This is a genomic window from Pseudomonas sp. NPDC088890, assembly GCF_044900155.1.
Lineage (GTDB): Bacteria > Pseudomonadota > Gammaproteobacteria > Pseudomonadales > Pseudomonadaceae > Aquipseudomonas > Aquipseudomonas urmiensis.
In genome coordinates this window covers 142,110-168,669 of the sequence record NZ_JBJDNG010000005.1, presented here as the reverse complement: position 1 = coordinate 168,669, position 26,560 = coordinate 142,110, and the positions used below count along the sequence as shown (strand labels likewise).

Genomic DNA, 26,560 nt, shown 5'->3' with positions numbered 1-26,560 from the left:
TTCAGTTCGCCTTTACGACCACAGCGGTGATGTTGTCCGGCGCGCCACGGGTCAGGCCCAGATGGACGAGGCTGCGCACCACTTGGTAGGGATCGGCGTGGCCGAGCACTTCGGCGATCTCGTGATCTTCGGCGGTCTTGTTCAGGCCATCGCTGCACAGCAGGTAGGTATCGCCCGGCTGCACCTGCAAGGTGACCGCCTGCAGCTCGAGGTGATCCTCGACGCCGATGGCGCGGGTGACGATGTTGCCGCGTGGGTGCACGCGCGCCTCGGCCTCGTTGAGCAGGCCACTGTCCTGCAGCTCCTGGACGTAGCTGTGGTCGTGGGACAGGCGCTCGATGCTGCCATCGCGCAGGCGGTACAGCCGACTGTCGCCGGCCCACAGGCCAATCGCCTGGTCACCGCGTGCGGCCAGCACGACGACGGTACTGCCCATCATCGCCACACCCCGGCGCAGCGTTTCCTCGCGCACCGTGCCATTGACCCAGGACAGCCCGTCGCGCACCTCATCGGCAAATTCGCCCAAGCAGTCGAGCATCGGCAGACTGCGCAGGCTGTCCACCGCCAGGCTGCTGACATACTCGCCCGCCGCATGCCCGCCCATACCGTCGGCCACCGCCCACAAGCCCGCCCAGGTCAATTCCAGGCAGGCGTCTTCGTTGATCTTGCGGACCATGCCGACATGGCTGTAACTGGCCGCGGTGTAATGCATGGCGGTCATCTGCAATCTGCCTCGTTGCCCAGGAGATACCCGGAGAAATCCTCACTGCGCGGCAACCCCACACAGCGCATCAGGCCGGCGGCGATCCGCTCCGAACCCCTGCCCCACCACAGGCTCGTGCCCTCGCAGGCACACTCGGCCAGGGCCAGTGCGCGCCCTTCAGGGGTGGTGACCTGCAGCCTGCGCATCGCAGTGAACGAAGCCCGTGCGCCCGGCAGCTGCGGCCTGGCACCCGGGAAAGGGCGCAAGGCCGCCTCGAACTGTTCGAACGAAGCCTGCGGCTCAAGCGTTGCCAGCAGATCGCTCTCCACCTGCTCGAACCACTCATCACCGCCAGACACTGCGGCTGCCAGCGACTCACCCGGTGCCAGCAGCTGCGCCACAGTCAGCGGAAAATAGCGCCCGACCCGGTCGATGCTCGGCATTACCACGCCGACCACCGCCGACTCGCCGCATACCCCCGCCGCCAGGGCAAAGCGCCACAGTGGGCTGACCAGATACGCCTGCAACCACTGCTCGCCCAACTGCTGCTGACTGGCCTGCAGGCCCGCCGCCAGCCATTGATCCCAGGGCTGGATGAAGCTCTGCGGCAAGCCGCGACTGACAAAATCGCCGCGACTGGCGAGCTTGCCGTAGAAGCCAAAATCGTTCACAGGCGCTCCGGCAGGCTGAAGCCACTGACGCGGCTGCGGAACGGGTTGAACGCGCTGCTGGCGCGCAACTCGTACGAGACACTGGCGCCATCGACGCGCAGGCGCAGGTTGAAGCGCTCAGGCGATCCGGCGGCCACCAGGTCGGACTGATCGAGCAGGCGGAACCAGGCCCACGGCCCCTCCATGGTCAGCCCGGAGCGGCCGCTGGCCGCAGGCGGCGAGATCGACAGGCGGACCACGCCAATGCTGTTGGGATTGGGCCATTGCAGCGCTACCGGCCGGCTCGGGCCGTGGTCGTAGCTGACCTGCTGGCCATCCAGATCGAGCAAGAACTGGGTGATCGAGGCATCCATCGCCACCGGTTTGAGCTCGAAACGTACCCCCGGCTGCATGCCGCCACTGGCACGGAAGTAGGCATCGCGAATGGCGGCGGCGCGCTGGAAGGTGGCCAGGACGTTGCTGTTGATACCCAGCTTCTGCGCCGCCCCCGGCTGCCAGCTCCACGGCATCGAGGAGGTGTTGACGTAGGGTTGCAGGTACTTGCGGAAGTAGTTGTCCATTACCCCACCCACCCCGAAGAACTGACCGAAATCTTCCAGGGTGGCATCGCGCGCACTGCCGGCCACTAACGGATAACGGCCGCTGAGCGACTGGCGGTAGACGTTGAGCACTTCGCTGTTCCAGGCGGCGTTGAGCTGGTTGCGCACCCCGCCCATGACAATGGTGTGGGTCGAGCCGAGCACCGAACTCACCAGGTTCTGCACCACCTCAGGCTGACGCGCAGCGCCCAGGGCGACCCGCTGCGCAGCGGCCTGGGCCTGGTTCTTGGCCTCGCCCAGCAGCGCGTCGCCACTGGCGCCAACCATGGCGCTGACCTGCACGTACAGGGCATTGAGGTCGCTGAGCAGTGCATCGATGGCCGCTGGCTGGCCTTCGCTGGTTTCCACCAGGGTGGCCAGCTCGGCGAAGTGCGCGGTCACCGGGTCCAGCTCACGCGCGGCGGGGTCGTCGCTGGGTAGCGGCGCATCACCCAACAGACCGCCCAGGCGCTGACGCAGCTGATCGACCCCGGCCTGCTCGGCCTTGGCCTGGACCTTGTCGAGGCTGGTCGGCTGCGCCAGGTTGGTTTGCTTGGCCGTCGCCTGCAGCAACTTCTTCATCGGCGAGGTCGGACCGGACAGCACCCGCAACACATCGGCGGCCTGCCCGACACTGGTGATCGGCACGAAGTCGAGGTCGGCCAGCAGCGCATCCCAATGACGGATGTAGTCCTGGTAATACAGCTGCTGCACATCGGCGGCCAACCGCTTGGCATCGCCCGACTCGCTGGCCTCGCGGCCCAGCACCCAGCGTTCTTCGGCCAGCGTCTCGCTGTGCGCAAGGCTCGCAGCGAGAAACGCCTTGCGGTAGCCCTCGACGGAGAAGATGCCCGGCAGCGGCTCGTCCAAAGGCTTGCCACTCTTGCGTCGGAACACTAGCGCCGCATCGCGCCCGGCAGCGTCGCTGATACGAAAATCGCTGACCCCAGCCGGCAGTTTCTGCCGTTTGACCCGGTCATAGACGCGCTGGGCCACCGGTAACTGCTGCAGCTGGCGGCGCACGTCCTCGACCAGGCGCTGGTCCAGGCGGGCATTTGGCGGCCGGCGCTCGAACAGCGCCTGCAAGTGCTGCTCCAGGGCCTGGCGCTGCTCGGGCGCCAGGTCGCGCGGCAGGCTGCGCTCCCAATCGAGGCTGATCCAGGCCTTGATGAACTCAGGGTCGTAATGCTCGCTGTCGGCGAGCATCAGGTAAGCCTTGAGGCCCTCGTAGAGGTAATCGGACGGGCCACCGGCATACAGCTGCTCCTCGATGCGCGTCACCAGCCGGGGGGCGAACACAGCGATCAGCAATTTGCGAAAGACGCTGTTCGATTCGCCTTCGAGCATGTCGCCCTGGTACAGCCCCAGGCCCTTGGCCCAGCTTGGCGGGTTGTCGGCCAGGCCGCGCACGGCATTGAGCAGCCCCAGCACTTCAAGCACGTTGCGCTGCGCCGGGCTCAACTCCTGAACACTTCTGCCCAACGGCTTGAGCCGGCTGTCGACTTCGGCGATGTACTGCTGGTTGGCGCGATAGCTGAGGGTCCACAAGGTGCCGACCACCAGCACCAAGGCCACGCTCAGGGCCAACGCGCCGCGGGCGATCCACTTGCGCCGGCGCTCGACCTGCGGGTTGTTGCCGACCAGCCCGCGCTCGGCGAAGGCTACGGCGCTGAACAGACGCTCGATGAAATAACTGCGGCCGGTACCGCTCTGGCGGGCCAGGTGGGCGCGGTCCAGGCCCATGCTCTGGGCCATGCTGCCGATCAGCCGGTCGATCGGGCTGCCTTCCTGGGTACCGCTGGTGAAGTAGACGCCGCGCAGCAGTGCGCGGTCTTCGAAGGCGTTGGGTTTGAACACGCCATCGAGGAAGGTCTTGAGGTTACCGCGCAAGGCGGCGAACTGCTGCACGAAGCCGTAGACCAAGTCACGCCTGGCCGGGTCGCGCTCCTGTTGCAGGCGCTCGACCAGACGCTGGTTGAGGCGCTGCTCGAGCAATCCGAACTCGCTGCCGAACTGGGCCAGCGGGCCTTCGCCGTGCTGGCCGTCGTCCAGGCCAAAGGTCATGCCCCAGACCTGGGCGCGCTCGTCCTTGCCAAGGTTGTCGAAGAACTCCATGAAGCCCGGCACCAGGTCGAGCTTGGTCAGCATCAGGTAGATCGGGAAGCGCACGCCCAACTGGCTGTACAGCTCCTGGATCCGCGTGCGGATCGCCACCGCATGCGCGGCGCGCTCGGCCTCGCTGCCCAGCAGCAGGTCAGACAGGCTGATGGCGATGAACGCGCCATCGATGGGTCGGCGCGAGCGCTGGTTCTTCAGCAGGTCGAGAAAGCCCAGCCAGGCCGCCTTGTCGACTTGCGCGTGGCTGTCCTGGGTGGTGTAGCGGCCCGCGGTGTCGAGCAGCACCGCCTGGTCGGTGAACCACCAGTCGCAGTTGCGTGTACCGCCCACACCACGAATGGCGCCCTCGCCCATCTGCGCCGCCAGTGGAAAGTGCAGGCCGGAATTGACCAGCGCCGTGGTCTTGCCCGAACCGGGTGGGCCGATGATCACGTACCACGGCAGCTCATACAGGTTGCGCCGCTCATCGCCCCCCAGGCGGGCCTTTTTCAGCAACTGCAAGGCTTCGTCCATGCGCTGGCGCAGGGTCGCCAGCTCTTCGGCGGTGGCGACGCTGGCAGGGTCGGGCGCGCTCTCTGCGGCCAGGCTCTGGATCACCTTGGCCGCCTGCCGGCGGGCCTGGACGATGCGCCACAGGCGATAGCCGAGCCAGCCGGCGAACAGCAGGATGATCAACACCCAGCGCGGCGCCGCTGGCACCAATACATCGAGCAGCGGGCCGACGAACCAGATGATCAGGCTCAGGGCCAGCAGGCCCAGCAGCGGAATCACCCAGCGGATGACAAAACTGAAAAACGCCTTCACTCGACGCCCTCCGCCAAAACGGTGATTTCAACCCGGCGATTCTTCGCGCGGCCTTGGGCGCTGTCGTTCGACGCCAGCGGTTCGGTGTCGCTCAGGCCTTGCGCGGTGAAGCGCTCAGGCTGGCCGGTACGCGCCGCGAGAATGTCGCGCACTTGTTCGGCGCGGGCTTGCGACAGTGCCCAGTTGGAGGGGAAGCGCAGTGTCGCGATCGGTCGGTTGTCGCTGTGCCCGGAGACCCGCACGTTGCCCTTGACCTTGGCTACGGCCTCGGCGATGCGCAGCATCAGCGGCTCGAAATCGCCCTTGATGCTGGCGCTGGCGGAGGCAAACAGTTCATCGCCACGAATGGTCACCACCGAGCGGTCGACCGCATCCTCGACGCTGACTCGCCCGGCCTTGATGTCGTCTGCCAGGAACCCCGCCAGGCGCGGGCGCTCCACCGGTTTCGCCTGGACCACTGGCCGATCCATCGCCTGCACCGGGATTTCCCCCAGCGCATGGATGCCACGAAACACCGGCTCGGCATCGGCGGCCAGCTTCAGGCGCAGGCCGAACAGCACCAGCAGCAGCAGGGCCAGGGCCACCGCCAGGCCAACCCAGGGCGGTACGAACTGCGCCAGGCGATCACGCGTCACCGTCACCCCACGCCAATGCGGCGACAGTTCGCGCTCGACATCACCGCGGGCACTACGAATCGCCGAGGCGGTGCGTTCGCGCAGCGCTTCCAATTGCGCCCGGCCGCCGTTCATCACCCGGTAGCGACCTTCGAAACCGAGGCTGGTGCACAGGTACAACAGCTCCAGCAGGTTCAGCCGCTCACGCGGGCTCTGCAGGCAATGTTCGAGCAGCTGGAACACCTTCTCGCCGCCCCAGGCCTCGTTGTGCACGGTGATCAACAGGCTCTGCTTGCTCCAGTCACTGCTGCTGCCCCAAGGCGTGCTGAGCACCGCCTCATCGAGCGCGGTGCACAGGGCGTAGCGCGCCAGCAGCACCTCGTTGCGCGCCACCCCGGCAGCCTCGGCGCGCTCCTCGAACTGGCGCAGGTAGGCCAGCAGTTGCGCGCGCAAACTGGCCGGAGCCGGGTGCGCAATGGTGTTGCGCAAGCGGGTGAGCAGCGCCAGCAGCGGCCCCGCCGCCTGCTCCAGCGGATTGAGCCCCTGGGCCTGGCCCGGCGCCAGTGGCTCGGCGGGCAGGTTCAGCGGCGCCGGGGCCGGCTGGACCGCTGCGGCCGGTTGCGGGCCTCGGCCACCGGGCCTGGGCATGAACTGGGTGCGGTCGAACGCCTGCGGATCGTCGGAGTGCATCGCGGCTTATCCTCGAATGGCCCAGAAGGCCAGGCTCAGGCCGGGGAACTCGCCGGCGACATAGAAGGCGAAACCACCGGAATGCTGCAATTGCTTCCAGTGCTCGCTGCCGCGGTCCAGCTCAAAGTAGGTCGAGCCGGCATGGAACGGGATCTGCCGTGGCGCCACCGGCAACGGCAGCAGGCCGATACCCGGCAGTTGCAGGTTGACCATGTCGCGGATGTGCTCCACCGAGCCGACCTTGCTCTGCTGGCCGAACCGGCTGCGCAGGGTCTCGCTGGGCACATCGGCGCGCACCACCAGGATGAAGCTGGCGCTGTCGAGCAGGCTGCGGTCGGCGAGCATGGCCACGTGAATGCCGTAGGCCTTCTCGATGATCGGGATGGCGACCGCCTTGCTGTCGATCAGCATCGACAGCGCTTCGCGCAATGCGCTCATGACTGGTGCGAAGGTCGCCGCCAGATCGTCGTGCTGGTACACCGGATAGCTGGCCGGACGCCGGCCTTCACTGCAGAAGGTGGCGAACTCACCGGCCAGGCTGACCAGCTCGCTGTACAGCCGCTCGGGGTGCAGCGGGCTGAGCTGGTTGAGGTGCTCGAGCAGTGGCTGGGCGCGGTTGACCAGTTGCAGCAGCATGAAGTCGGCAATTTCCGAGGCGCCGCCGTTGGCCGAGGCCACCACCCGCCCGGCCAACGCCTCGCCACGCTGGTGCAGCAGGCCCAGCAGTTCGCTGCGAAACCCTGAGAGCACGTTGTTGGCACTCACGTCCAGCAGCGGCGCAATGTAGTTGTCGTCGAGCACCAGGGCGCGGTCGGCGCGCTTCTCACGGATACGCACCACACCCAGCGCGGCATGATCGCTGACCCCATCGACCTCACTCAGCAAGCGCAGGGCGCGGCTGCCCAAGGCCAGCGGCGCACGGTTCTCGAACGGGGCGTTATCGTCACGCACCTCGCTGATACGGCTGACGTAGCGCGCACCTTCGGCAGCTTCGCCTTCGTCGACGGTATCGCGGGCGCCGGCGCGCTTGAGCGGCAGGCCCAGGTAGATCAGGCCATCGCGCAGGTCATCAGGAATCTCCAGCGGCGGCGGCGGCAGGTCATCGCGAGGGATATCGAACGGCGTGCCGTCAGGCAGCAGGCCACGCGCGCTGAGGATCGCCAGCTTGCCCTGGGCCAGCAGGCCCTGGTCGATCAGCAGCTCGGAGAACCCCCAGGCAGCGCAGGACAATGGCCGGCTGCGGGCATCGATGAAGTTCTCCAGGTAGCGGTCTTGCTGCTGGAAGTGCTGGGTCGTGATGAACATGCCTTCCGACCAGACCACGCGATTGTTCCAGGACATGGGTTCTCCGATTGCCTAGCGGGCAGACTCAATGGGTTGGACGGCCACGGCGCTGCGCACGGCGCGCACATCGAGGCTGATCTGATAATCGCGCGGTGGCACAGGGAGCACGCTGCGCCACTGGGCCTGGTCGATTTCGCGGTAGCCGACCACCAGGCCAATCTGGCGGGTGGCTGGGTCAAGGGGACGCTCGACGCTCAATTGTTCACCGGGCTGCAGCAGCACCTCGTCCTGGTCGAGCAGGTCGGCGGCCAAGGTCGCCTGGGCGCGCTCGGCCAAGGCGAAGTAGTCGGCGCGGGCAAACGCCGCGCTGTTTTTCAGCTCGTAGATACGCACCCGGACTGGCGCAGGTATACCGCTGGCACCTGGGTTGAGCCCTTCGGCGGCGCTGAAGTACAGGGTCACGGCATGGCCGGCGGCGGCCTGTTCGGCCACGGGCGCTACGCTCGCATCCTTGCTGCAGGCACTGAGCAGTGCGAGAGCCGCGACTGCGATCAGTCTTGTTGCATTCATCCTCGTCCTCATGACGTCTTGGTGTTCTTCCTGTCCTGCTGCATGTGCCTCAGGAGCGTTGCAAGCGAGCGCTGTGAGCCTCGTAGGCGCGGCTGAACTCGCGACCGAACAAGTCTTGGAAATCGTCTTCGGCCTCGCGCGAAATCTGCCCGTAAAGCTCGGTGAACTGCTGCCAGCAATGGGCTTGGCGCGAGCCACCGAACAGCTTGGCCAAACCTGCGGCGGGGGCTAAGCGCGCCTCCAGCCGAGCAGGTTCGAAGCGCGTCAGCAGGTGCTTGATCGCGGCTTCCACGCCAGCCATGACGGCCAACTGATGGGCGCGCAGGTCATCGAAGCTGTCGCGTACCGCCTGGTCCGGAGCGAGAAACGCCTGATTGCCATGGCGCAGCAGCAACAGCAGGGCTTCGTCAGCGTTGGGGGCGAACTTCAGGGGGTTGTTCTGCACCGGGGCGATGGAGGTCTGTTGCATGCGGAACTCACCCTTGAGGCTGCTGCGTGCACGCAATACGTCGATCAACCCTTCGACCATCAGCCGGTAGCTGCGACCAATGGCTTCCATCTGCGCCGTGGCGTCACCGCCATCGATGCGCAGATGTTCGATACCCGCACCACGCAGGAAGGCCTGCAGCAGCGCATCGCCTTCGACCGCCGCAGCCGCTGCACGCGGCGCAGGCTCGGGTGCCTGCTGGGGCAGCTGTTGCGCCACAGGCGCAGTAGTTTGCGCTGGCGCCAGCGGCGCAGCGGCCGGGGCAGGCGGCACAGCTTGCGCCGGTGCGGCAACCGGCGGCAGGTCATCGAGCAGGTGCCAGTCCGCTGGGATCACCCCTGGCCCGGCAGGTGCGGGCGCAGCCTCAGCTGGCGTGGGTGGCGCGAGCGGCGTGGGTGGGCGGAAATCGTGTTGCTGGGCAGGCAGGTGATCGGCTTGACTGGCCGCAGGCACGGAAGATGGGCCGAGAAAGTCGAACAGATCTGGCAGGGTGTCGTGGCTCGAAGCCCCCTGCAAGAACGCCGCGGGTGCCGGGGCAATCGGTGAGCTGGAGGCACTCGCCTGATTGGCCATCAACGCTTCGAAGCTCTGCGCTTGCGGCTGACCGCCAGCGCCCAGGGAAAAGCCCGCATCGACCCGCGCCTGGATCTCGTAATCGCCAATCCGAATAACTTCGCCATCCATCAATGGCTCACTGTTGCCACGGCGCAGGCGAATACCGGCGTGAACTAACTCCACACCATTTGTACTGTTATCTGTCAGATAGTACCGGCCATCCCTGAATTGGATGACGCAGTGCTGTGAAGATACCAAGCGTTCAGGATCGGGCAGTACCCAGTCATTATCCGGGCCACGTCCAATAGTGATGGCACTACTTTCCACGACCTTCTCCGAGCATTGTCCCGGGGTGATCTTGTGGTAACTAGTAATTGTTAGGCAAAGTGCCACCACGCCTCCTGCATATATTGCAACGCTCGATTCCATTCAATTGAGTGTTTCAGCACAATCGTCCAAAAAACTCAGTAAACCCTTTGAATTTGCTGGTTATTCTTGCGGTTATTTGCGCTTGGGCCGTGAATTCTAACCACACGAAACTCGCACTTTGCTGGCAGTCGACCAATGGCGCTCAACACCTGCCAACTCGATCACACCCCCACTCGAGGGCGGCTAGCTTACCTTGACAGCAATTTGGAAATAAACCATAAATGCGCAACTTGAGAGTGCCAAAGTGATATCGCCGTGATGTCAACTTCGCATTCTTTGACAAGTTTGTGCGCCAGTTCACATAACGCAACTCGCGCAAGTCAAGCCCTCACCACGGGCCGATATGGAGATCGAATTCTGGTGAACTCGCCGTTGCTGCTCGCCGCTGTTTCCGCAGACTTTCCTTGCGGCGACGACCTCGAATACGACCCGGATTTCCTGCAACTGGAGCGCGATGCCCAGGGCCGGCCCGAGCGTGTCATGGGCGATGCCATCCAGCCGGCCGAGCCACCACAGTGGCGTGCTATCGAAGCGTCTTGCAGCGCCTTGCTGCAACGCAGCAAAGACCTGCGCATCACCCATTTTTTGCTGCAGGCCAACCTCGCCCTGCACGGTTTGCCGGGCCTGGCTGCCAGCCTCGAACTGATCCGCGATCTGCTCGATGAGTACTGGCTGCACGTGCACCCGCAGCTCGATGCCTCCGACGACAACGACCCTACCGTGCGCATCAACGCCCTCGCCGGGCTGACCTGCGATGCCAACATCGCCCTGCTGCGCGAGGCGGTGCTGGCCCGCTCGCGCGCCTTCGGCCCGGTGAGCCTGCGTGCGGCACTCAATGCCGCTGGTGTGCAGCACTTCGCCAGCGAGCAGCTGAGCGTCGAAGAACTGGCTGCGGCCCTGCGCGACGCCGATCCCGAGCAACTGGCACAGACCCGCCAGGCCCTGGCCGCAGCCCGCGAAGCCTGCGAGGCCATCGAGCGGCGCGTCAGCGATCAGGTCGGTTCGGCCAGCGGGGTCGACCTCAGCGCCCTCAAGCAGCCACTGCGCCAGGCGCAGCAAGTGCTTGGTGATTACGCGCCAGGCGGCGAACTGCCACTGGGCGAAGCCCAGAGTGGCGCTGACGACAGCCCAGACAGCGACCAGCAAAGCGCCGCGCAGCCTGCGCAAAGCCTGCGCCCGTCAGCTCGTCCCGGTGAGGTCAGCAGCCGCGAAGAGGTGCTGCAAAGCCTGGACCGCCTGCTCCAGTACTACGCCCGTCACGAGCCGTCGAGCCCGTTGCCGGTGCTGCTGCGCCGGGCCAAGAACCTGGTCAATGCCGACTTCGCGACCATCGTCCGCGACCTGATCCCGGACGGTCTCTCGCAATTTGAAAACCTGCGCGGTCCAGAGGCCGACTGAGCTCCCACGCGCACCGCTTAACCGACGCCCGCAACAGACGAAGCCGCCGCACCGGCGACCAGGAGGAACAACGTGGCGAACACCAGCTCCCAGAAATTCATCGCACGCAACCGTGCGCCGCGGGTGCAGATCGAATACGACGTCGAGCTGTATGGCGCCGAGAAGAAAGTCCAATTGCCGTTCGTCATGGGCGTGCTCTCGGATCTTGCCGGCAAACCCGCCGAGCCGCTGCCGGCTGTGGCCGAGCGCAAGTTCCTGGAGATCGACGTCGACAACTTCGACTCGCGCCTCAAGGCCATGCAGCCACGGGTAGCGTTCAACGTGCCCAACGAGCTGACCGGTGAAGGCAACCTGAGCCTGGATATCACCTTCGAGAGCATGGACGACTTCAGCCCTGCGGCCGTGGCGCGCAAGATCGACGCGCTCAACCAGCTGCTCGAAGCACGCACCCAGCTGGCCAACCTGCTGACCTACATGGACGGCAAGACCGGCGCCGAGGACATCATCCTCAAAGCGATCAAAGACCCTGCCCTGCTGCAGGCCCTGGCCAGCGCGCCAAAGCCTGCCGACGTTGACCCAAGCGCCTGAGGAGACCGCCCATGAACGATCCATTGCGCGACACCCAGTCGCAACCGGCCACCACCCAGGAGCCGAGTGAATTCGCAGCGCTGCTGCTGCAAGAGTTCAAGCCCAAGACCGAGCGCGCCAAGGAAGCCGTCGAAAGCGCCGTGCGCACCCTCGCCGAGCAGGCCCTGGCACAGACCAACCTGGTCTCCAACGATGCCATTGGCTCGATCGAGCAGATCATCGCCGCCATCGACGCCAAGCTCACCGCCCAGGTCAACCAGGTCATCCATCACCCCGATTTCCAGCAGCTGGAAAGCGCCTGGCGTGGCTTGCACTACCTGGTCAACAACACCGAGAGCGACGAGCAGCTGAAGATCCGCGTGCTCAACATCTCCAAGAACGACTTGCACAAGACCCTGAAGAAATTCAAGGGCACCGCCTGGGACCAGAGCCCGGTGTTCAAGAAGCTCTACGAAGAAGAGTACGGTCAGTTCGGCGGCGAGCCTTATGGCTGCCTGGTCGGCGACTACTACTTCGACCAGTCGCCACCGGATGTCGAGCTGCTCGGCGAGATGTCCAAGGTGTGCGCCTCGATGCACGCACCGTTCATTTCCGCCGCCTCGCCGACGGTGATGGGCATGGGTTCGTGGCAGGAGCTGTCCAACCCGCGTGACCTGACCAAGATCTTCACCACCCCGGAATACGCCGGCTGGCGCTCGCTGCGTGAGTCGGAAGACTCGCGCTACATCGGCCTGACCATGCCGCGCTTCCTCGCACGCCTGCCCTACGGGGCCAAGACCGACCCGGTGGAAGCCTTCGCCTTCGAAGAAGACACCGACGGCGCCGACAGCAGCAAGTACACCTGGGCCAACGCAGCCTACGCGATGGCGGTCAACATCAACCGTTCGTTCAAGCACTACGGCTGGTGCTCGCGCATTCGTGGCGTTGAGTCGGGCGGCGAAGTGCAGGGCCTGCCGGCGCACACATTCCCCACCGACGACGGTGGCGTGGACATGAAGTGCCCGACCGAAATCGCTATTTCCGACCGCCGTGAGGCAGAGCTGGCGAAGAACGGCTTCATGCCGCTGCTGCACAAGAAAAACACTGACTTCGCCGCATTCATCGGCGCCCAGTCGCTGCAAAAGCCGGCCGAATACGACGACCCGGACGCCACCGCCAACGCCAACCTGGCTGCGCGCCTGCCGTACCTGTTCGCCACCTGCCGTTTCGCCCATTACCTCAAGTGCATCGTTCGCGACAAGATTGGCTCGTTCAAGGAAAAGGACGAGATGCAGCGCTGGCTGCAGGACTGGATCCTCAACTACGTCGACGGCGATCCGGCGCACTCCACCGAGACCACCAAGGCCCAGCACCCACTGGCGGCTGCCGAAGTGGTGGTCGAGGAAGTCGAGGGCAACCCGGGTTACTACAACTCGCGCTTCTACCTGCGCCCGCACTACCAGCTCGAAGGGCTGACCGTGTCGCTGCGCCTGGTTTCCAAGCTGCCATCGGCCAAGAGCGCCTAAACCTCGCGAAGGGGCGGCATCACCGCCCTCTAGCACTGCCAAACGACGCGACATTCCGGAGACATCATGGCTGTAGATATTTTCATCAAGATCGGCGACATCAAGGGCGAGTCCATGGACAAGGCCCACAAGGACGAGATCGACGTGCTCAACTGGAGCTGGGGCATGTCCCAGTCCGGCAACATGCACATGGGCGGTGGCGGCGGTGCCGGCAAGGTCAATATCCAGGACCTGTCGATCACCAAGTACGTCGACAAATCCAGCCCGAACCTGATGGCCCACTGCTCCAGCGGCAAGCACATCGACAAGGTCAAGCTGACCGTGCGTAAAGCCGGCGGCGAGAGCCAGGTCGAGTACCTGATCATCAACCTTGAAGAAGTGCTGATCAGCTCGCTGAGCACCGGCGGCTCGGGCAGCGATGATCGCCTGACCGAAAACGTCACCCTGAACTTCGCCAAGGTCACTGTCGACTACCAACCGCAGAAGGCCGATGGTTCCAAGGAAGGCGGGCCGATCAAGTACGGCTGGAACGTGCGCTCCAACGTCAAGATCTGATCTGGGCGTCGGCCTTTTCGCGGGCAAGCCCGCTCCCACAATGGCCATCGGTTGCCCCTGTGGGAGCGGGCTTGCTCGCGAAGCAGGCGACGCGGTCCCGAACTGTTCCAGCGGAGTTTTTCCGTGGTAGCCAACATCGCCGCCCGCGACCTTCTGCAACCCTCGTTACTGGATCGTCTGACCGACGACGAGCCCGGCAACCTGCAGGAAGCCGCCGACAAACGCGTGCTGTCCTTGCAACAGCTCAAGGCCTCGGTGCTGCGCGATCTGACCTGGCTGCTCAACACCACTTCGCTGCTCGACACCCAGGCGACCCTGCACACACCAGCCGGTGCCTCGGTGATCAACTACGGCCTGCCCGCCCTGGCCGGCAACAGTGCCTCGAATATCGACCTGGCCGCCCTGGAGCGCATCATCCACCAGGCCATCGCCACCTACGAGCCACGCATTCTTGCCCACACCCTGAAAGTGCGGGCCCAGGCGGCGCCCGGCGAGATGAACGCCAACGCCCTGAGCTTCGAGATCGAAGGCGACCTGTGGGCACAACCGGCCGCCCTGCCCTTGCTGCTGCAGACTGACCTGGACCTGGAGTCGGGCCATGTGCGCGTGGCCCCCGCCGACCGCCGGAGACGTGCATGAACCCGCGCCTGCTCGAGCTGTACAACCAGGAGCTGCAGCACATCCGCGAAAGCGCGGCAGAGTTCGCCAAGGAATACCCGAAGATCGCCGGCCGCTTGACCCTGTCCGGCATCGACTGCGCCGACCCGTATGTCGAGCGGCTGCTGGAGGGTTTTGCCTACCTGACGGCGCGGGTGCAGTTGAAGCTCGACGCCGAATACCCGACCTTCACCCACAACCTGCTGGAAATCGCCTACCCGCACTACCTGGCGCCGACGCCGTCGATGACCGTGGTGCAGATGCAGACCGACCCCGACGAAGGCTCGCTCAGCGCCGGTTTCCAGCTGCCGCGGGGCAGCGTGCTGCGCGCCAACCTTGGCCGCGATACGCAGACCCCCTGTGAGTTTCGCAGCACCCAGGACGTCACCCTGTGGCCCCTGCACGTGGCCCGCGCCGAGTACTTCGGCAACCCCGGCGCGGTGCTCGGCCGGCTTGCCAGCAGCGAACCCAAGGCCCGCGCCGGGCTGCGCCTGACCCTGCGCAGCGGCGCGGAAGTGCCGTTCGCCAGCCTGCCATTGAAGCACCTGCCGCTGTACCTCAACGGCGCCGACGAAACGCCGTTTCGCCTCTACGAGCAACTGCTGGGCAATGCCTGCGCGGTGTTCGTTCGCCAGCCAGGGGCTGACTGGGTCGAGCGCATCCCCGTCGAGCAAGCCTTGCTACCCTGCGGCTTCGATGACCAGGAGGCGGCGCTGCCGGTGGTGCCCCAGGCGTTTCAGGGCTACCGCTTGCTGCAAGAGTACTTCGCCCTGCCGCAGCGCTTTCTGTTCGTCGATTTCGCCGGCCTGGAGCGCGCGGTCAAACGCTGCAGCGGCCAAGAGCTGGAGCTGCTGATCTTGTTCGAGCGCTTCGACCAGAGCCTGGAAAGCAGCGTCACGGCCACCCAGTTCGTGCCCTTCTGTACCCCGGCGATCAACCTGTTCCCGCGTCGGGTCGACCGCATTCACCTGAGCGACAAGGTCAACGAACACCATGTGATTGCCGACCGCACCCGGCCGACCGATTTCGAGATCCACTCGCTGCACCGGGTGACTGGCCATGGCACCGGCGCCGATCAGGAATTCCTGCCGTTCTACGCCGTACGCGATCCGTCGCGCTATGGCCGCGAGCAGTCCTATTACATCGTGCGCCGTGAGCCGCGCGTGCTGTCCAGCGAACAGCGGCGCAATGGCACCCGTTCGAGCTACATGGGCAGCGAGACCTTCGTCAGCCTGGTCGACGGCCAACAGGCGCCGTATCGCCACGACCTGCGCCAGCTGGGCATCAGCGCGCTGTGCAGTAACCGCGACCTGCCGCTGTTCATGAACATCGGCGACGGCCGCAGCGACTTCAGCCTGGCCGACAGCGCCCCGGTGTCGGCCGTGCGCTGCCTGGCCGGGCCGAGCCGCCCGCGCGCCAGCCACGCCCACGACAACCGCGCCTGGCGGCTGATCAGCCAGCTGTCGCTGAACTACCTGTCACTGACCGAGCAAGGCCAGGGCGCAGCCGCCCTGCGCGAGTTGCTCCGGCTGTATGGCGACAGCCAGGACAGCGCGCTGCAATTGCAGATCGACGGCCTGCGCGAGGTCAGCAGCAGAGCCTGCACCCGGCGCCTGCCGATGCCCGGGCCGATCGTTTTCGGCCGTGGCCTGGAGATCACCCTGGCGTTCGACGAGAACGCCTTCCGCGGCACCGGGGTGTTTCTGCTCGGCGCGGTGTTCGAACGTTTCCTCACCCGTTACGTGTCCATCAACAGCTTCACCGAAACCGTGCTGCGCACCACTGAGCGCGGCGAGATCATGCGATGGAAAGCCAAGCCCGGACGCCGACCGACCCTGTGAACACGCTCGAGGCCATGCAGGCCGAGCCCTGGGAGTACGATTTCTTCCAGGCCCTGCGCCGGCTCGAAGCAGAACACCCCGACCTGCCGCGCTTCGGCCATTCGCTGCGCCTGGCCGATGAGCCGGTGCGCCTTGGCCAGCGCCTGGACTGCGCGTTCGCCCCGGCAACCCTGGCCTCGGTAAGCCCAGCTGAAGAACAGCGGCCTGCGCGCCTCGAGCAGTTCTTCTTCGGCCTCGGCGGCCCCAACGGGCCACTGCCGCTGCACCTCACCGAACACATGCGTGAACGCCAGCGCAATCACGCCGACCACACCAGCAAGCGCTTCCTGGACATCTTCCACCACCGCCTGCTGAGCCTGTTCTACCGGGCCTGGGCCGAGGCGCGGCCAACGGTCAGCCACGACCGCCCGGGTGATGACTACTGGGCCGCGCGCCTGGCCGCCCTGAGCGGCCGTGGCCTGCCGGCCCTGCAAGGCCAGGGGCCTTTGGCCGATACCGCCAAGCTGCATTTCTCCGGCCACCTGGCCGCGCAAACCCGCTACCCCGATGGGCTGTGCAGCATTTTGGCCAGTTACTTCGGCGTGCCGGTGAAACTTGAAGAGTACGTCGGCCAATGGCTTGAGCTGCCCGAGCGCAGCCAGCTCGGCGTGCGCGCCAATCGCCTGGGGGTGGATCTGTGCCTGGGCCGCTACGTCTGGGACCGCCAGCACAAGTTTCGCCTGTGCCTGGGCCCGCTGACCCTCGACCAGTACCACGCCCTGCTGCCCGGCGGCAGCGCATTCATCGAACTGGCCGCCTGGGTCGCTGAGTACCAGGGCCACGAGCTGGACTGGGATTTGAACCTGATTCTGCAACGCGAGCAGGTCCCCGCCCTGCAACTCAATGCAGGCCAACGCCTGGGCTTCGATACTTGGCTCGGCCAGCCAGCACGCGATGCCAACGATCTCAAGCTAGCCCGGTATTACGCCGAGCAGCCACTCACACCACCGGGTACAAGGAGTCAGCAACATGGGTGAAATCAGCCGCGCCGCGCTGTTCGGCAAACTCAACAGCGTCGCCTACAAGGCGATCGAAGCCGCCACCGTGTTCTGCAAGCTGCGGGGTAATCCGTACGTGGAACTGGCGCACTGGCTGCACCAGTTGCTGCAACTCCAGGACTCGGACCTGCACCGCATCGTACGCCAGTGCAACATCGAACCTGCGCGCCTGGCGCGGGATTTGACCGACGCGCTGGACCGCCTGCCACGCGGCTCGACCTCGATCACCGACCTGTCATCGCAAGTCGAGGAAGCGGTCGAGCGCGGCTGGGTCTACGGCAGCCTGATGTTCGGCCAAAGCCAGGTGCGTACCGGCTACCTGTTGCTGGGCATCCTCAAGACACCAAGCCTGCGCAACGCCCTGCTGGGGCTGTCCAGCGAGTTCGCCAAGATCAAGGTCGAGGCTTTGAGCGAGCGTTTCGATGAGTATGTCGGCGACTCGCCCGAAAACAACCTGGGTGCCAGCGACGGCTTCACTGCCGCCGCTCCCGGCGAGGCCAGCGGCGCTGTAGCGCCCGCGGCAATGGGCAAGCAGGAAGCGCTCAAGCGCTTTACCGTCGACCTCACCGAGCAGGCCCGCAGCGGCAAGCTCGACCCCATCGTCGGCCGTGACGAAGAGATTCGCCAACTGGTCGACATCCTCATGCGCCGCCGGCAGAACAACCCGATCCTTACCGGTGAGGCTGGAGTTGGCAAAACGGCGGTGGTCGAAGGTTTCGCCCTGCGTATCGTCGCTGGCGACGTACCGCCAGCGCTCAAGGACGTCGAGCTGCGCAGCCTGGATGTTGGCCTGCTGCAGGCCGGTGCGAGCATGAAAGGCGAATTCGAACAGCGCCTGCGCCAGGTGATCGAGGATGTCCAGGCCTCGCCCAAGCCGATCATCCTGTTCATCGATGAAGCGCACACCTTGGTCGGCGCAGGCGGCGCAGCCGGTACCGGGGATGCGGCCAACCTGCTCAAACCGGCACTGGCGCGCGGCAGCCTGCGCACCGTGGCTGCGACCACCTGGGCTGAGTACAAGAAGCACATCGAGAAAGACCCGGCCCTGACCCGGCGCTTCCAGGTGGTGCAAGTGGCCGAGCCGAGCGAAGACAAGGCGCTGCTGATGATGCGCGGCGTTGCCTCGACCATGGAAAAACACCATCAGGTGCAAATCCTCGACGAGGCCCTGGAGGCCGCGGTCAAGCTGTCGCACCGCTACATCCCGGCGCGTCAGTTGCCCGACAAGTCGGTCAGCCTGCTCGACACCGCCTGCGCACGCGTGGCGATCAGCCTGCATGCGGTCCCGGCCGAGGTCGACGACAGCCGCCGACGCATCGAGGCCCTGCAGGTAGAGCTGCAGATCATCGCCCGCGAAAGCGCCATCGGCGTCGACACCGTCCAGCGCCAAGCCAAGGTCGAGGCCAGCCTGAGCGAAGAGCGCCAACGCCTCACCGAGCTGGAAAGCCGTTGGGCCGAAGAAAAAGCCCTGGTCGATGAGCTGCTGGCCACTCGCGCGCAATTGCGCGAACACGTCGGCGTGGTCGATCAGCAGATCGACGTTCAGGGCAGCCATGCCCTGCGCGAGCAATTGATCGACCTGCAACAGCGCCTGAGCGCGCTGCAAGGCGAGTCGCCGCTGATTCTGCCAACCGTGGACTACCAAGCGGTGGCTTCGGTGGTCGCGGACTGGACCGGCATTCCGGTCGGACGCATGGCGCGCAACGAGATCGAGACGGTGCTCAACCTCGACAGCCACCTGGCCAAGCGCATCATCGGCCAGGACCACGCCCTGCAGATGATCGCCAAGCGCATCCAGACCTCGCGCGCAGGCCTGGACAACCCGAACAAGCCGATTGGCGTATTCATGCTCGCCGGCACCTCTGGGGTAGGCAAGACCGAGACCGCCCTGGCCCTGGCCGAAGCGCTGTATGGCGGTGAGCAGAACCTGATCACCATCAACATGAGCGAGTTCCAGGAAGCCCACACCGTGTCGACCCTCAAGGGTGCGCCACCCGGCTATGTCGGCTACGGCGAAGGCGGGGTACTGACCGAGGCGGTGCGTCGTCGGCCGTACAGCGTGGTGCTGCTCGACGAGGTGGAAAAAGCCCACCCGGATGTGCACGAGATCTTCTTCCAGGTGTTCGACAAGGGCGTCATGGAGGATGGCGAAGGTCGCCAGATCGATTTTCGCAATACCCTGATCCTGCTCACCACCAACGCCGGCACCGAGCTGATCGCCAGCACCTGCAACGACCCGCAAGCGCTGCCCGATCCCGAGTCGGTCGCCAGCGCGTTGCGCAAGCCGTTGCTGGAAATATTCCCGCCGGCGCTGCTCGGCCGGTTGGTGACCATCCCTTACTACCCGCTCAGCGATGCCATGCTCAAGGCCATCACTCGGCTGCAACTGGAGCGCATCCGCAAGCGCGTGGAGAGCACCCACAAGGTGGGCTTCGCCTACGACGAAGGCGTGGTCGAGCTGATCGTCTCGCGCTGCACCGAGAGCGAAAGCGGCGGACGCATGATCGACGCGATCCTGACCAATGGCCTGCTGCCGGACATGAGTCGCGAGTTCCTCACGCGCCTGCTCGAAGGCAAGCCGCTGGCCAGCGTCAGCATCAGCCGCCGCGACAATGACCTGCACTACGACTTCAGCGCCGCCAGCTGACAGGACCTTTCATGCTGTTCAAGCAACTCACGCGCCTGGCGCAGATCAACAGCCCTCTGGGCCCAGACGTGCTGCTGCTCAGCGAGATGGGCGGCAGCGAAGAACTCGGCCGCCTGTTCGACTATGAGCTGCAACTGACCAGCGACGATCCGGCGATCGACCTCAACCAACTGCTCGGCAAGCCGATGAGCCTGTCATTGCAGCTGAGCCTGGGTGGCTCGCGCTATTTCCATGGCATCGTCGCGCGCTGCAGCCAGTCGGTCGACCGTGGCCAGTTCGCCAGCTATCGGGTGACCCTGCGCCCGTGGCTGTGGCTGCTGACGCGCACCAGCGACTGCCGGATCTTCCAGCACCTGAGCGCGCCGCAGATCATCAAGCAGGTGTTCCGCGACCTGGGTTTCTCCGATTTCGAGGACGCCCTGAGCCGCAGCTATCGCGAACGCGAATACTGCGTGCAGTACCGCGAGACCAGCTTCGAGTTCGTCAGCCGGCTGATGGAGGAAGAAGGCATCTACTACTTCTTCCGCCACGAACAAGAGCGCCACGTACTGGTGCTGGCCGACGCCTACGGCGCCCACCACAAGGCGCCGGGCTACGAGTCGGTGCCCTTCTATCCCCCGGATGGGCAGCACCGCGAACGCGACCATATCAATGACTGGCACCTTGCCCAGGAAGTGCAGCCAGGCTCGCTCGAGCTCAACGACTACGACTTCCAGCGCCCCAGCGCACGCATCGACGTACGCTCGGCGATGCCACGCCCGCACCAGGCCGGCGACTATCCGCTGTTCGACTACCCCGGCGCCTACGAACAGTCGCAGGACGGCGAGCACTATGCGCGCACCCGCTTGGAGTCGCTGCAAAGCCTGCACGAGCGGGTCGAGCTGCGCGGCAACGCCCGCGGCCTGGGTAGCGGCCATCTGTTCAGCCTCAGCGGCTTTACCCGCCAGGACCAGAACCGCGAGTACCTGATCGTCTCTGCCCGTTACTACGTGGTCCAGGAGCGCCTGGAGACCGGCGGTGGCAGCGGCTCGGCGCAGTTCGAAAGCAACCTCAGCTGCATCGCTGCGCAGCAGAGCTATCGGCCGGTTTCGAGCACCATGCGACCGATCGTCAAAGGTCCGCAGACCGCCGTGGTAGTAGGCCCTGCCGGCGAAGAGATCTGGACCGACCAGTACGGCCGGGTCAAGGTGCATTTCCACTGGGACCGGCATGACCAATCCAACGAAAACAGCTCCTGCTGGATTCGTGTGTCCCAGGCCTGGGCTGGCAAGAACTGGGGTTCGATGCAGATCCCACGAATTGGCCAGGAGGTGATCGTCAGTTTCCTCGAAGGCGACCCTGACCGACCGATCATTACCGGGCGCGTCTACAACGCTGAACAAACGGTGCCTTACGACCTGCCCGGCAATGCCACCCAGAGCGGCATGAAGAGCCGTTCGAGCAAGGGCGGCAGCCCGGCCAACTTCAATGAAATTCGCATGGAAGACAAGAAGGGGGCCGAGCAGCTGTACGTGCATGCCGAGCGCAACATGGACACCGTGGTCGAGCAGAGCGAGACCCTTTCGGTAGGCATCAACCGCACCCAGAGCGTCGGCATGCTGGAGACCATCACCATCGGCCAGGATCGCTTGCGCGCAGTGCGCCGCGACGAGGTCCTGCTGGTCGGCGCGAGCAAACGCGACAGCATCGGCAACAGCTACCTGCTGGAAGTGGGTGACAACCTGCGGCTGGTCTGCGGCAAGAGCGTGATCGAGCTCAATGCCAGTGGGCAGATCAACCTCAGCTGCGTGCAGTTCAGCTTCCACGCCAGCAAAGATGCCGAGATCAACACGGACGGCACCCTCGACCTGAACGTTGGCAGCGGTGCGCAAACCGCAGCGAATGAGCAAGGTGTGCAGAAAAAAATCCAGGACTCGGTCAAGGCCATGTTCCCCGACTCCAGCAAGTAACGAGATGCCCCATGAGCTACCGCCTCAACGAATTCCGCTTCGCCCTGCCTGACCCCACTGTGCAGGACTCCACGATCAATATCCTGCGCTTCGAGGCCTTGGGCACCTCCTTGATCGTCAGCCGTAGCCTGTTGGCCGAGGGCGAGACCCTGCACAGCAACTTCGATGGCCAATTGCAGCGCCTGCAACAGCAGGTCAAGGACCTCAACTTCCAGCCCGCCCAGGCGGTGCGCGTGGGCGCCACAGGCATTGACGCGATCGAGCTGAGCAGCCAGTTCAGCAAGGGCCAGGAGAAGGTCTACCAGTACCAGCTGGCTTTTGTGCTGCCCGGCACTCGCCGGATGTTCGCGCTCAGCTACGTCAAGCCGCAGCCGCTGGGCGAAGCTGAGGCAGCGCATTGGCTGGCGATCAAACAATCGCTCGACTTCGACAACCTCGGCTGATCCCCTTCCATGTCTGACGCTCTGTGGGCGGCACGCGAAGGCGATGCCCTGTTGCACACCTCGATGATGGCCGACATCGTCGGCGGCGTGCTGGAAGTTGCTGCCACCGTGGCCATCGGCGCCCTGGCGACGGCAGCCGTCGCTGCGGCCCTGGGCATCACCGTAGCCACTGGCGGGCTGGGCTGCTTCGTGCTCGGCGCAGTGGTGGGCCTGGTGGTGGGTGTGGCCATGGCGGCGACCGGCGCCGACACTGGGCTCAGTCGATTATGTGAGGGTATCGGCAATTTTTTGTTTCCGCCCTCGGTGCAGGCGACCATCGCTTCAGGCTCACCCGACACCAAGACCAACGGTAAACCGGCAGCCCGCGCAGCAGGTGTGGTTATCGCGCCCCCCGCGCCACTGGAAGGCGGCGCAGAGGGTGCCGATGAGCCTGAGGAAACCTTCCTGGACATGGCCAAGGGGTTCTTCTCGCAGATGTGGCGCCCCACCGTCGCCAGCCCCGCCGCCAACACCCAGGAAGCCAACGACGACAAGGTCGTGTGCAGCAAGCACCCGCCGATGCCGCCGCAATACCTTGCCGAAGGTTCGAGCAAGGTCTTGATCAACGGCCATCCGGCTGCGCGCAGTGGCGACCGCAGCACCTGTGAAGCGGTGATCGTCGACGGTGGGCTGGTGTCGAACAATGTGCGCATCGGCGGCGAGCCTATCGTGGTCCGCGAGATACGCAGCGGCAAGACGCCTGGGATCGGCCTGGCGATCACTGCCTTGATGCTGTTGCGCGGGCGTGGTGGCAAGTTCTACAGCCGGTTTGGCTGCATGCTGATCGGTGGCGTGAGCAGCTATGTCAGCGGTCAGGTCACCAGCGCCCTCACCTCTGCCATCGTCGGCTCGCCGAATCCGGTCCACGCGCCCACTGGCGCCAAGTTGCTCAACGGCGAGGAGGACCTGGACTTCAACCTGCCAGGCCCGATCCCGCTGCCCTGGCAGCGCTACTACAACAGCCGCGATGAACGCCGCGACGGGCTGTTTGGCCCCGGCTGGAGCGTGGCTTACGAAGTCTTCGTCGAGTTCAAGCGTGACGCGGGCACAGAACGCCTGCTGTTCACCGATGAGCAAGCCAGAATCATCGACATGGGGCAGATCCCCAAGGGCGATGCGGTATTCAGTGCCAGTGAAGGCTTGAGCGTGCGTCACGCCCTCAATGGCGAACTGCTGATCGAAAGCCTGCAAGGGGTGTACCGGCTGTTCGAGCCTACGCCAGGCAACCCTGACCGCCTGCGCCTGAGCCAGCTGGGCGACCGCAACGACAACCGCCTCTACCTGGACTACGACGACCTCGGCCGTCTAGCACGCTTGCGCGACAGTAGCGGGCAGATCGAGATCCACCTGCGCTATTGCAGCCAGTGGCCACAGCGGCTGCTCGCGGTTGATCGTCACTACCCTCAGGCAAATCAGCCCCAGCCCAGCCGGGAAACACTGGTCAGCTACCGCTATGACGCCTACGGCAACCTGGCCCTGGTTGAAGACGCCCTGGCCCGCCCCACCCGACAGTTCGGCTACGATGGCGGCGCTCGCCTGACCCTGCACCAGACCTACGACGGCCTGCAGTGCTGCTATGAGTGGGCGAGTTTCGACGATGGTTGGCGGGTGGTCCGACACTGGACCAACGAAGGCGACGAGTATCGCTTCGAGTATGACCTTGGCGCGGGCATTACGCGTATCACCGATGGCCTGCAACGGGTCTCGACCCGTCGTTGGAACCCGCAGTATCAGGTCACCTCGTTCACCAATGCGCTGGGCGACACCTGGCACTTCGAGTGGAACGATGAGCGCCAACTGCTCGGCGCCCAGGCGCCCGATGGTGGCCAATGGCAGTACTTTTATGACGAATCGGGCAACCTGGCCGAGAGTATCGACCCACTGGGGCGCAGCGAGTCGTTTCAGTGGCTGGAGCACTGGGCCTTGCCGCGCGCGCGCACCGACAGGGCGGGCAATCGTTGGCAGTATCGCTATGACCCGCGTGGCAATCGCACCCGTGAGACCGACCCGCTGGGCCAGGTCACACGCTACCGCTACGACGCGCACGGCCAGGTTGTGGAAATCATCGATGCGGCAGGCAAGCACAAGCAACTGCACTGGAACCCACTGGGCCAACTCAAGCGCTATACCGATTGTTCTGCTGCAACAACCCGCTTCGACTACGATCACCGCGGCCACTTGCAGGCAGTGACCAATGCCTTGGGTGAATGCACCACCTATGAGCGGGATATCCGTGGCTACCTGACCGCCATCGTGCAGCCTGACGGTCGTCGGGAGCACTTCGAGCACGACGCCCTGGGCCGGCTGGTGCGCTACAGCGATACGGGCGGGCAGACCAGCCTCTACAGTTTCAATCGGCAAGGCAAAGCCTGGAAAAGCATCGACCCCCTCGGTCATCAGGTGGAGTACCGCTACGATCCCTACGGTCGCTTGACTGCCCTGAGCAATGCCAACGGCGAGCACTATCGGTTCAGTTGGGACCCGCTCGATCGCTTGATTGACCAGCAAGAGCTGGACGGCGGTGGACGCCGCTACCGCTATGACGCCACGGACAACCTGATCGCGCTGGAGTTTTACCCCTCGCCCGAGTTCGCCGAGGCGAACCCAGCGGCAATCGTCCATCAGTACACCCGCGATGCCGGTGGGCGAATGGTCGCCAAGACCACCGACGATGGTTTTACCGAGTATCGCTACGACGCGTTGGACCGACTGCTGGAAGTGCTCGGCACTGACCGAGACGGTAACACGCAACGGGTAGCGTTCGCCTATGACGCCTTGGGGCAAAACACCGAGGAGCACACTGCAGGCGGGGTACTGAGGCGGGTCTACGATGAACTGGGCAATCCCCTGCAAACCCAGTTGCCTGACGGCCGCTGGCTCAATCGGCATTTCTACGGCAATGGCCATCTGCACCACATCAACCTCGACGGCCTGGTGCTCTGCGACTTCGAACGCGACCGCCTGCATCGGGAAACCTTGCGCGTGCAAGGTCGCCTGGCGACGCAAAGCGAGTACGACCGCAGCGGGCGGCTGCACCGACGCCAATCTCGCCAGCTCGACCAAGCCTCCCAGCTGCTGGCGCCGTTCCAGGACAGCTACCAGTGGAGCTTGGCCGATGATCTGGCGGGGCATTTCAGCCAGCAGCCCGGCCAACAGCACCAGCAGTGGCTACGCCACGATGCCGCCGGCCGGATAATCGCTCGCCAGGATGCTCACGATGGCACCCATGAAGCCTTCACCTACGATGCTGCCGCCAACCTGATAGACCCCGCGCAGGCGCCGGCCAAACCGGTTCGCCATAACCGCCTGAGCCACTACCAGGACAAACGCTACCGCTATGACGCCTTTGGCCGGTTGCTGGAAAAACGCAGCCGTCGCTGGGGCACGCAGCACTTTCACTATGACGCCGAGCACCGTCTGGTACGGGTCGACAGCCATCAGGCAGGGCGCGAACGCGTGCTGCGCATGCGCTATGACCCGCTGGGACGCAGGCTGGAAAAAACCGAGTACGACGGCCAGGGTCGGCTGTTGAACCAGACCTGCTTCACCTGGGAGGGCCAGCGCCTGCTGAGCGAGCGACGCAATGGCCGCGCCAGCCTCTACGTCTATGCCAACGACGGCTTCGAGCCACTTGCGCGCATCGACGGCCAGGGCCAGACGCAGCAGGTCTGCCACTTCCATAACGACGTCAATGGCCTGCCGAACAAGCTGACCGACGACCAGGGCCAGCTGCTCTGGCAAGCGAGCTATCAGGTGTGGGGCAATACCTTGCGCGAGGAGCGCGAGGCGCGCTTCATCGACGAGCAGAATCTGCGCTTTCAGGGCCAGTACCTTGATCGCGAAACCGGCCTGCACTACAACCTGCACCGTTACTACGACCCCGATATCGGGCGCTTCACCCAACCGGACCCGATTGGCCTGTACGGTGGCCTGAACCTGTATGCCTATGGGCCCAACCCGTTCACCTGGATCGACCCGCTCGGCCTGGATGGCATCTTCACCCGAACGGTGTTCGAGGCGCCTTCTGGCAATGTGCATACGGTCTATCAGCAGGAGATCGACTGGGACTTGAAGGTCAATACACGTAATGGCGTGAAAACCAACCGTCAGCTGGTGCTGGAAGAGCAGCGCAGTCCGATGATCATCAAGAACGGCAAGTACGAGGTGGTCCACCTGCACCACTCCAAGCAGAATGGCATCGGATCCTTGTTCGAACTGTCGGCCGATACCCATAATCGGTTCCAAAAGAGCAAGGCGCTGCATCCGCACTTGCCCAATGCTCACCCACACAATCCGGTCAACCGTAGCGCGTTTGACATTGACCGTGAGGCATACTGGAAACAACGTGCCACTGCCTCCATCAAGGGCGGTGGCAAACCAAACCGCTGTGGAGCCTGA

At 64.9% G+C, this 26,560-nt stretch carries 18 protein-coding genes; 11 read left to right on the top strand and 7 right to left on the bottom strand.

Features of this window, described 5'->3' with window-relative positions:
• Position 1: 1 nt before the first annotated feature.
• Genes ACI2JX_RS13180 through tagH form a run of 7 tightly spaced genes read right to left on the bottom strand, consistent with a single transcriptional unit; the run spans position 2 to position 9,467 of the window.
• Entirely contained in the window at positions 2 to 721 is a 720-nt protein-coding gene (locus ACI2JX_RS13180; RefSeq protein WP_404690235.1) for a PP2C family protein-serine/threonine phosphatase, read from the bottom strand.
• Positions 718 to 1,374 (bottom strand): type VI secretion system-associated protein TagF, encoded by a 657-nt coding sequence (gene tagF, locus ACI2JX_RS13175; RefSeq protein WP_404690234.1) that lies wholly within the window; start codon positions 1,372 to 1,374, stop codon positions 718 to 720. The genes ACI2JX_RS13180 and tagF overlap by 4 nt, the downstream gene beginning before the upstream one ends.
• The gene (gene tssM, locus ACI2JX_RS13170) at positions 1,371 to 4,874 is read right to left on the bottom strand and encodes a type VI secretion system membrane subunit TssM (RefSeq protein WP_404690233.1); all 3,504 of its coding nucleotides are present in this window, start codon (positions 4,872 to 4,874) and stop codon (positions 1,371 to 1,373) included. The genes tagF and tssM overlap by 4 nt, the downstream gene beginning before the upstream one ends.
• Positions 4,871 to 6,178, bottom strand: coding sequence for a DotU family type VI secretion system protein (locus ACI2JX_RS13165; protein WP_264235240.1), 1,308 nt, complete (start codon positions 6,176 to 6,178; stop codon positions 4,871 to 4,873). Before ACI2JX_RS13165 ends, tssM begins: the two co-directional genes overlap by 4 nt.
• Before the next feature lie 6 nt (positions 6,179 to 6,184).
• On the bottom strand, positions 6,185 to 7,519 hold the full coding sequence (gene tssK, locus ACI2JX_RS13160; RefSeq protein WP_264235239.1) for a type VI secretion system baseplate subunit TssK: 1,335 nt from the start codon (positions 7,517 to 7,519) through the stop codon (positions 6,185 to 6,187).
• Between the two features lie 15 nt (positions 7,520 to 7,534).
• Entirely contained in the window at positions 7,535 to 8,032 is a 498-nt protein-coding gene (gene tssJ, locus ACI2JX_RS13155) for a type VI secretion system lipoprotein TssJ (RefSeq protein WP_186552830.1), read from the bottom strand.
• 49 nt (positions 8,033 to 8,081) lie between these two features.
• Complete coding sequence (tagH, locus tag ACI2JX_RS13150; RefSeq protein WP_264235238.1) at positions 8,082 to 9,467, bottom strand: type VI secretion system-associated FHA domain protein TagH; 1,386 nt, start codon at positions 9,465 to 9,467, stop codon at positions 8,082 to 8,084.
• Positions 9,468 to 9,863: 396 nt separating this feature from the next.
• Between tagH and tssA the strand changes: the two genes are divergently transcribed.
• From tssA to ACI2JX_RS13095, 11 genes are all read left to right on the top strand, one after another.
• On the top strand, positions 9,864 to 10,901 hold the full coding sequence (gene tssA, locus ACI2JX_RS13145) for a type VI secretion system protein TssA (RefSeq protein ID WP_368971775.1): 1,038 nt from the start codon (positions 9,864 to 9,866) through the stop codon (positions 10,899 to 10,901).
• A gap of 72 nt (positions 10,902 to 10,973) precedes the next feature.
• Positions 10,974 to 11,489: a type VI secretion system contractile sheath small subunit gene (gene tssB / locus ACI2JX_RS13140; RefSeq protein ID WP_186552833.1), complete on the top strand. Its 516-nt coding sequence runs from the start codon at positions 10,974 to 10,976 to the stop codon at positions 11,487 to 11,489.
• Between the two features lie 11 nt (positions 11,490 to 11,500).
• Positions 11,501 to 12,994, top strand: coding sequence for a type VI secretion system contractile sheath large subunit (tssC, locus tag ACI2JX_RS13135; protein ID WP_264235236.1), 1,494 nt, complete (start codon positions 11,501 to 11,503; stop codon positions 12,992 to 12,994).
• A gap of 66 nt (positions 12,995 to 13,060) precedes the next feature.
• Complete coding sequence (locus ACI2JX_RS13130) at positions 13,061 to 13,549, top strand: type VI secretion system tube protein Hcp (RefSeq protein WP_186552835.1); 489 nt, start codon at positions 13,061 to 13,063, stop codon at positions 13,547 to 13,549.
• 123 nt (positions 13,550 to 13,672) lie between these two features.
• Entirely contained in the window at positions 13,673 to 14,188 is a 516-nt protein-coding gene (gene tssE, locus ACI2JX_RS13125) for a type VI secretion system baseplate subunit TssE (protein ID WP_264235235.1), read from the top strand.
• Positions 14,185 to 16,047, top strand: a complete 1,863-nt coding sequence (gene tssF, locus ACI2JX_RS13120) for a type VI secretion system baseplate subunit TssF (protein ID WP_264235234.1) — start codon at positions 14,185 to 14,187, stop codon at positions 16,045 to 16,047. Before tssE ends, tssF begins: the two co-directional genes overlap by 4 nt.
• Positions 16,011 to 17,063, top strand: a complete 1,053-nt coding sequence (gene tssG / locus ACI2JX_RS13115) for a type VI secretion system baseplate subunit TssG (protein ID WP_264235233.1) — start codon at positions 16,011 to 16,013, stop codon at positions 17,061 to 17,063. The genes tssF and tssG overlap by 37 nt, the downstream gene beginning before the upstream one ends.
• The gene (gene tssH / locus ACI2JX_RS13110; protein ID WP_404690232.1) at positions 17,056 to 19,731 is read left to right on the top strand and encodes a type VI secretion system ATPase TssH; all 2,676 of its coding nucleotides are present in this window, start codon (positions 17,056 to 17,058) and stop codon (positions 19,729 to 19,731) included. The genes tssG and tssH overlap by 8 nt, the downstream gene beginning before the upstream one ends.
• An 11-nt stretch (positions 19,732 to 19,742) precedes the next feature.
• Positions 19,743 to 21,680: a type VI secretion system tip protein VgrG gene (locus tag ACI2JX_RS13105; RefSeq protein ID WP_392463989.1), complete on the top strand. Its 1,938-nt coding sequence runs from the start codon at positions 19,743 to 19,745 to the stop codon at positions 21,678 to 21,680.
• A gap of 11 nt (positions 21,681 to 21,691) precedes the next feature.
• Positions 21,692 to 22,123 carry a DcrB-related protein gene (locus tag ACI2JX_RS13100; RefSeq protein ID WP_404690231.1) on the top strand — a complete coding sequence of 144 codons (432 nt, stop codon included), beginning with the start codon at positions 21,692 to 21,694 and terminating at the stop codon, positions 22,121 to 22,123.
• Positions 22,124 to 22,132: 9 nt separating this feature from the next.
• Positions 22,133 to 26,560 (top strand): RHS repeat-associated core domain-containing protein, encoded by a 4,428-nt coding sequence (locus tag ACI2JX_RS13095; RefSeq protein ID WP_404690230.1) that lies wholly within the window; start codon positions 22,133 to 22,135, stop codon positions 26,558 to 26,560.

Coding starts and splice junctions, on each gene's coding strand:
- tssG (WP_264235233.1), top strand. CDS start 16,011: ATGGAAAGCCAAGCCCGGACGCCGACCGACCCTGTGAACACGCTCGAG.
- tssF (WP_264235234.1), top strand. CDS start 14,185: ATGAACCCGCGCCTGCTCGAGCTGTACAACCAGGAGCTGCAGCACATC.
- ACI2JX_RS13130 (WP_186552835.1), top strand. CDS start 13,061: ATGGCTGTAGATATTTTCATCAAGATCGGCGACATCAAGGGCGAGTCC.
- ACI2JX_RS13100 (WP_404690231.1), top strand. CDS start 21,692: ATGAGCTACCGCCTCAACGAATTCCGCTTCGCCCTGCCTGACCCCACT.
- tssJ (WP_186552830.1), bottom strand. CDS start 8,032: ATGAATGCAACAAGACTGATCGCAGTCGCGGCTCTCGCACTGCTCAGT.
- ACI2JX_RS13105 (WP_392463989.1), top strand. CDS start 19,743: ATGCTGTTCAAGCAACTCACGCGCCTGGCGCAGATCAACAGCCCTCTG.
- ACI2JX_RS13165 (WP_264235240.1), bottom strand. CDS start 6,178: ATGCACTCCGACGATCCGCAGGCGTTCGACCGCACCCAGTTCATGCCC.
- tssH (WP_404690232.1), top strand. CDS start 17,056: ATGGGTGAAATCAGCCGCGCCGCGCTGTTCGGCAAACTCAACAGCGTC.
- tssK (WP_264235239.1), bottom strand. CDS start 7,519: ATGTCCTGGAACAATCGCGTGGTCTGGTCGGAAGGCATGTTCATCACG.
- ACI2JX_RS13095 (WP_404690230.1), top strand. CDS start 22,133: ATGTCTGACGCTCTGTGGGCGGCACGCGAAGGCGATGCCCTGTTGCAC.
- ACI2JX_RS13180 (WP_404690235.1), bottom strand. CDS start 721: ATGACCGCCATGCATTACACCGCGGCCAGTTACAGCCATGTCGGCATG.
- tssC (WP_264235236.1), top strand. CDS start 11,501: ATGAACGATCCATTGCGCGACACCCAGTCGCAACCGGCCACCACCCAG.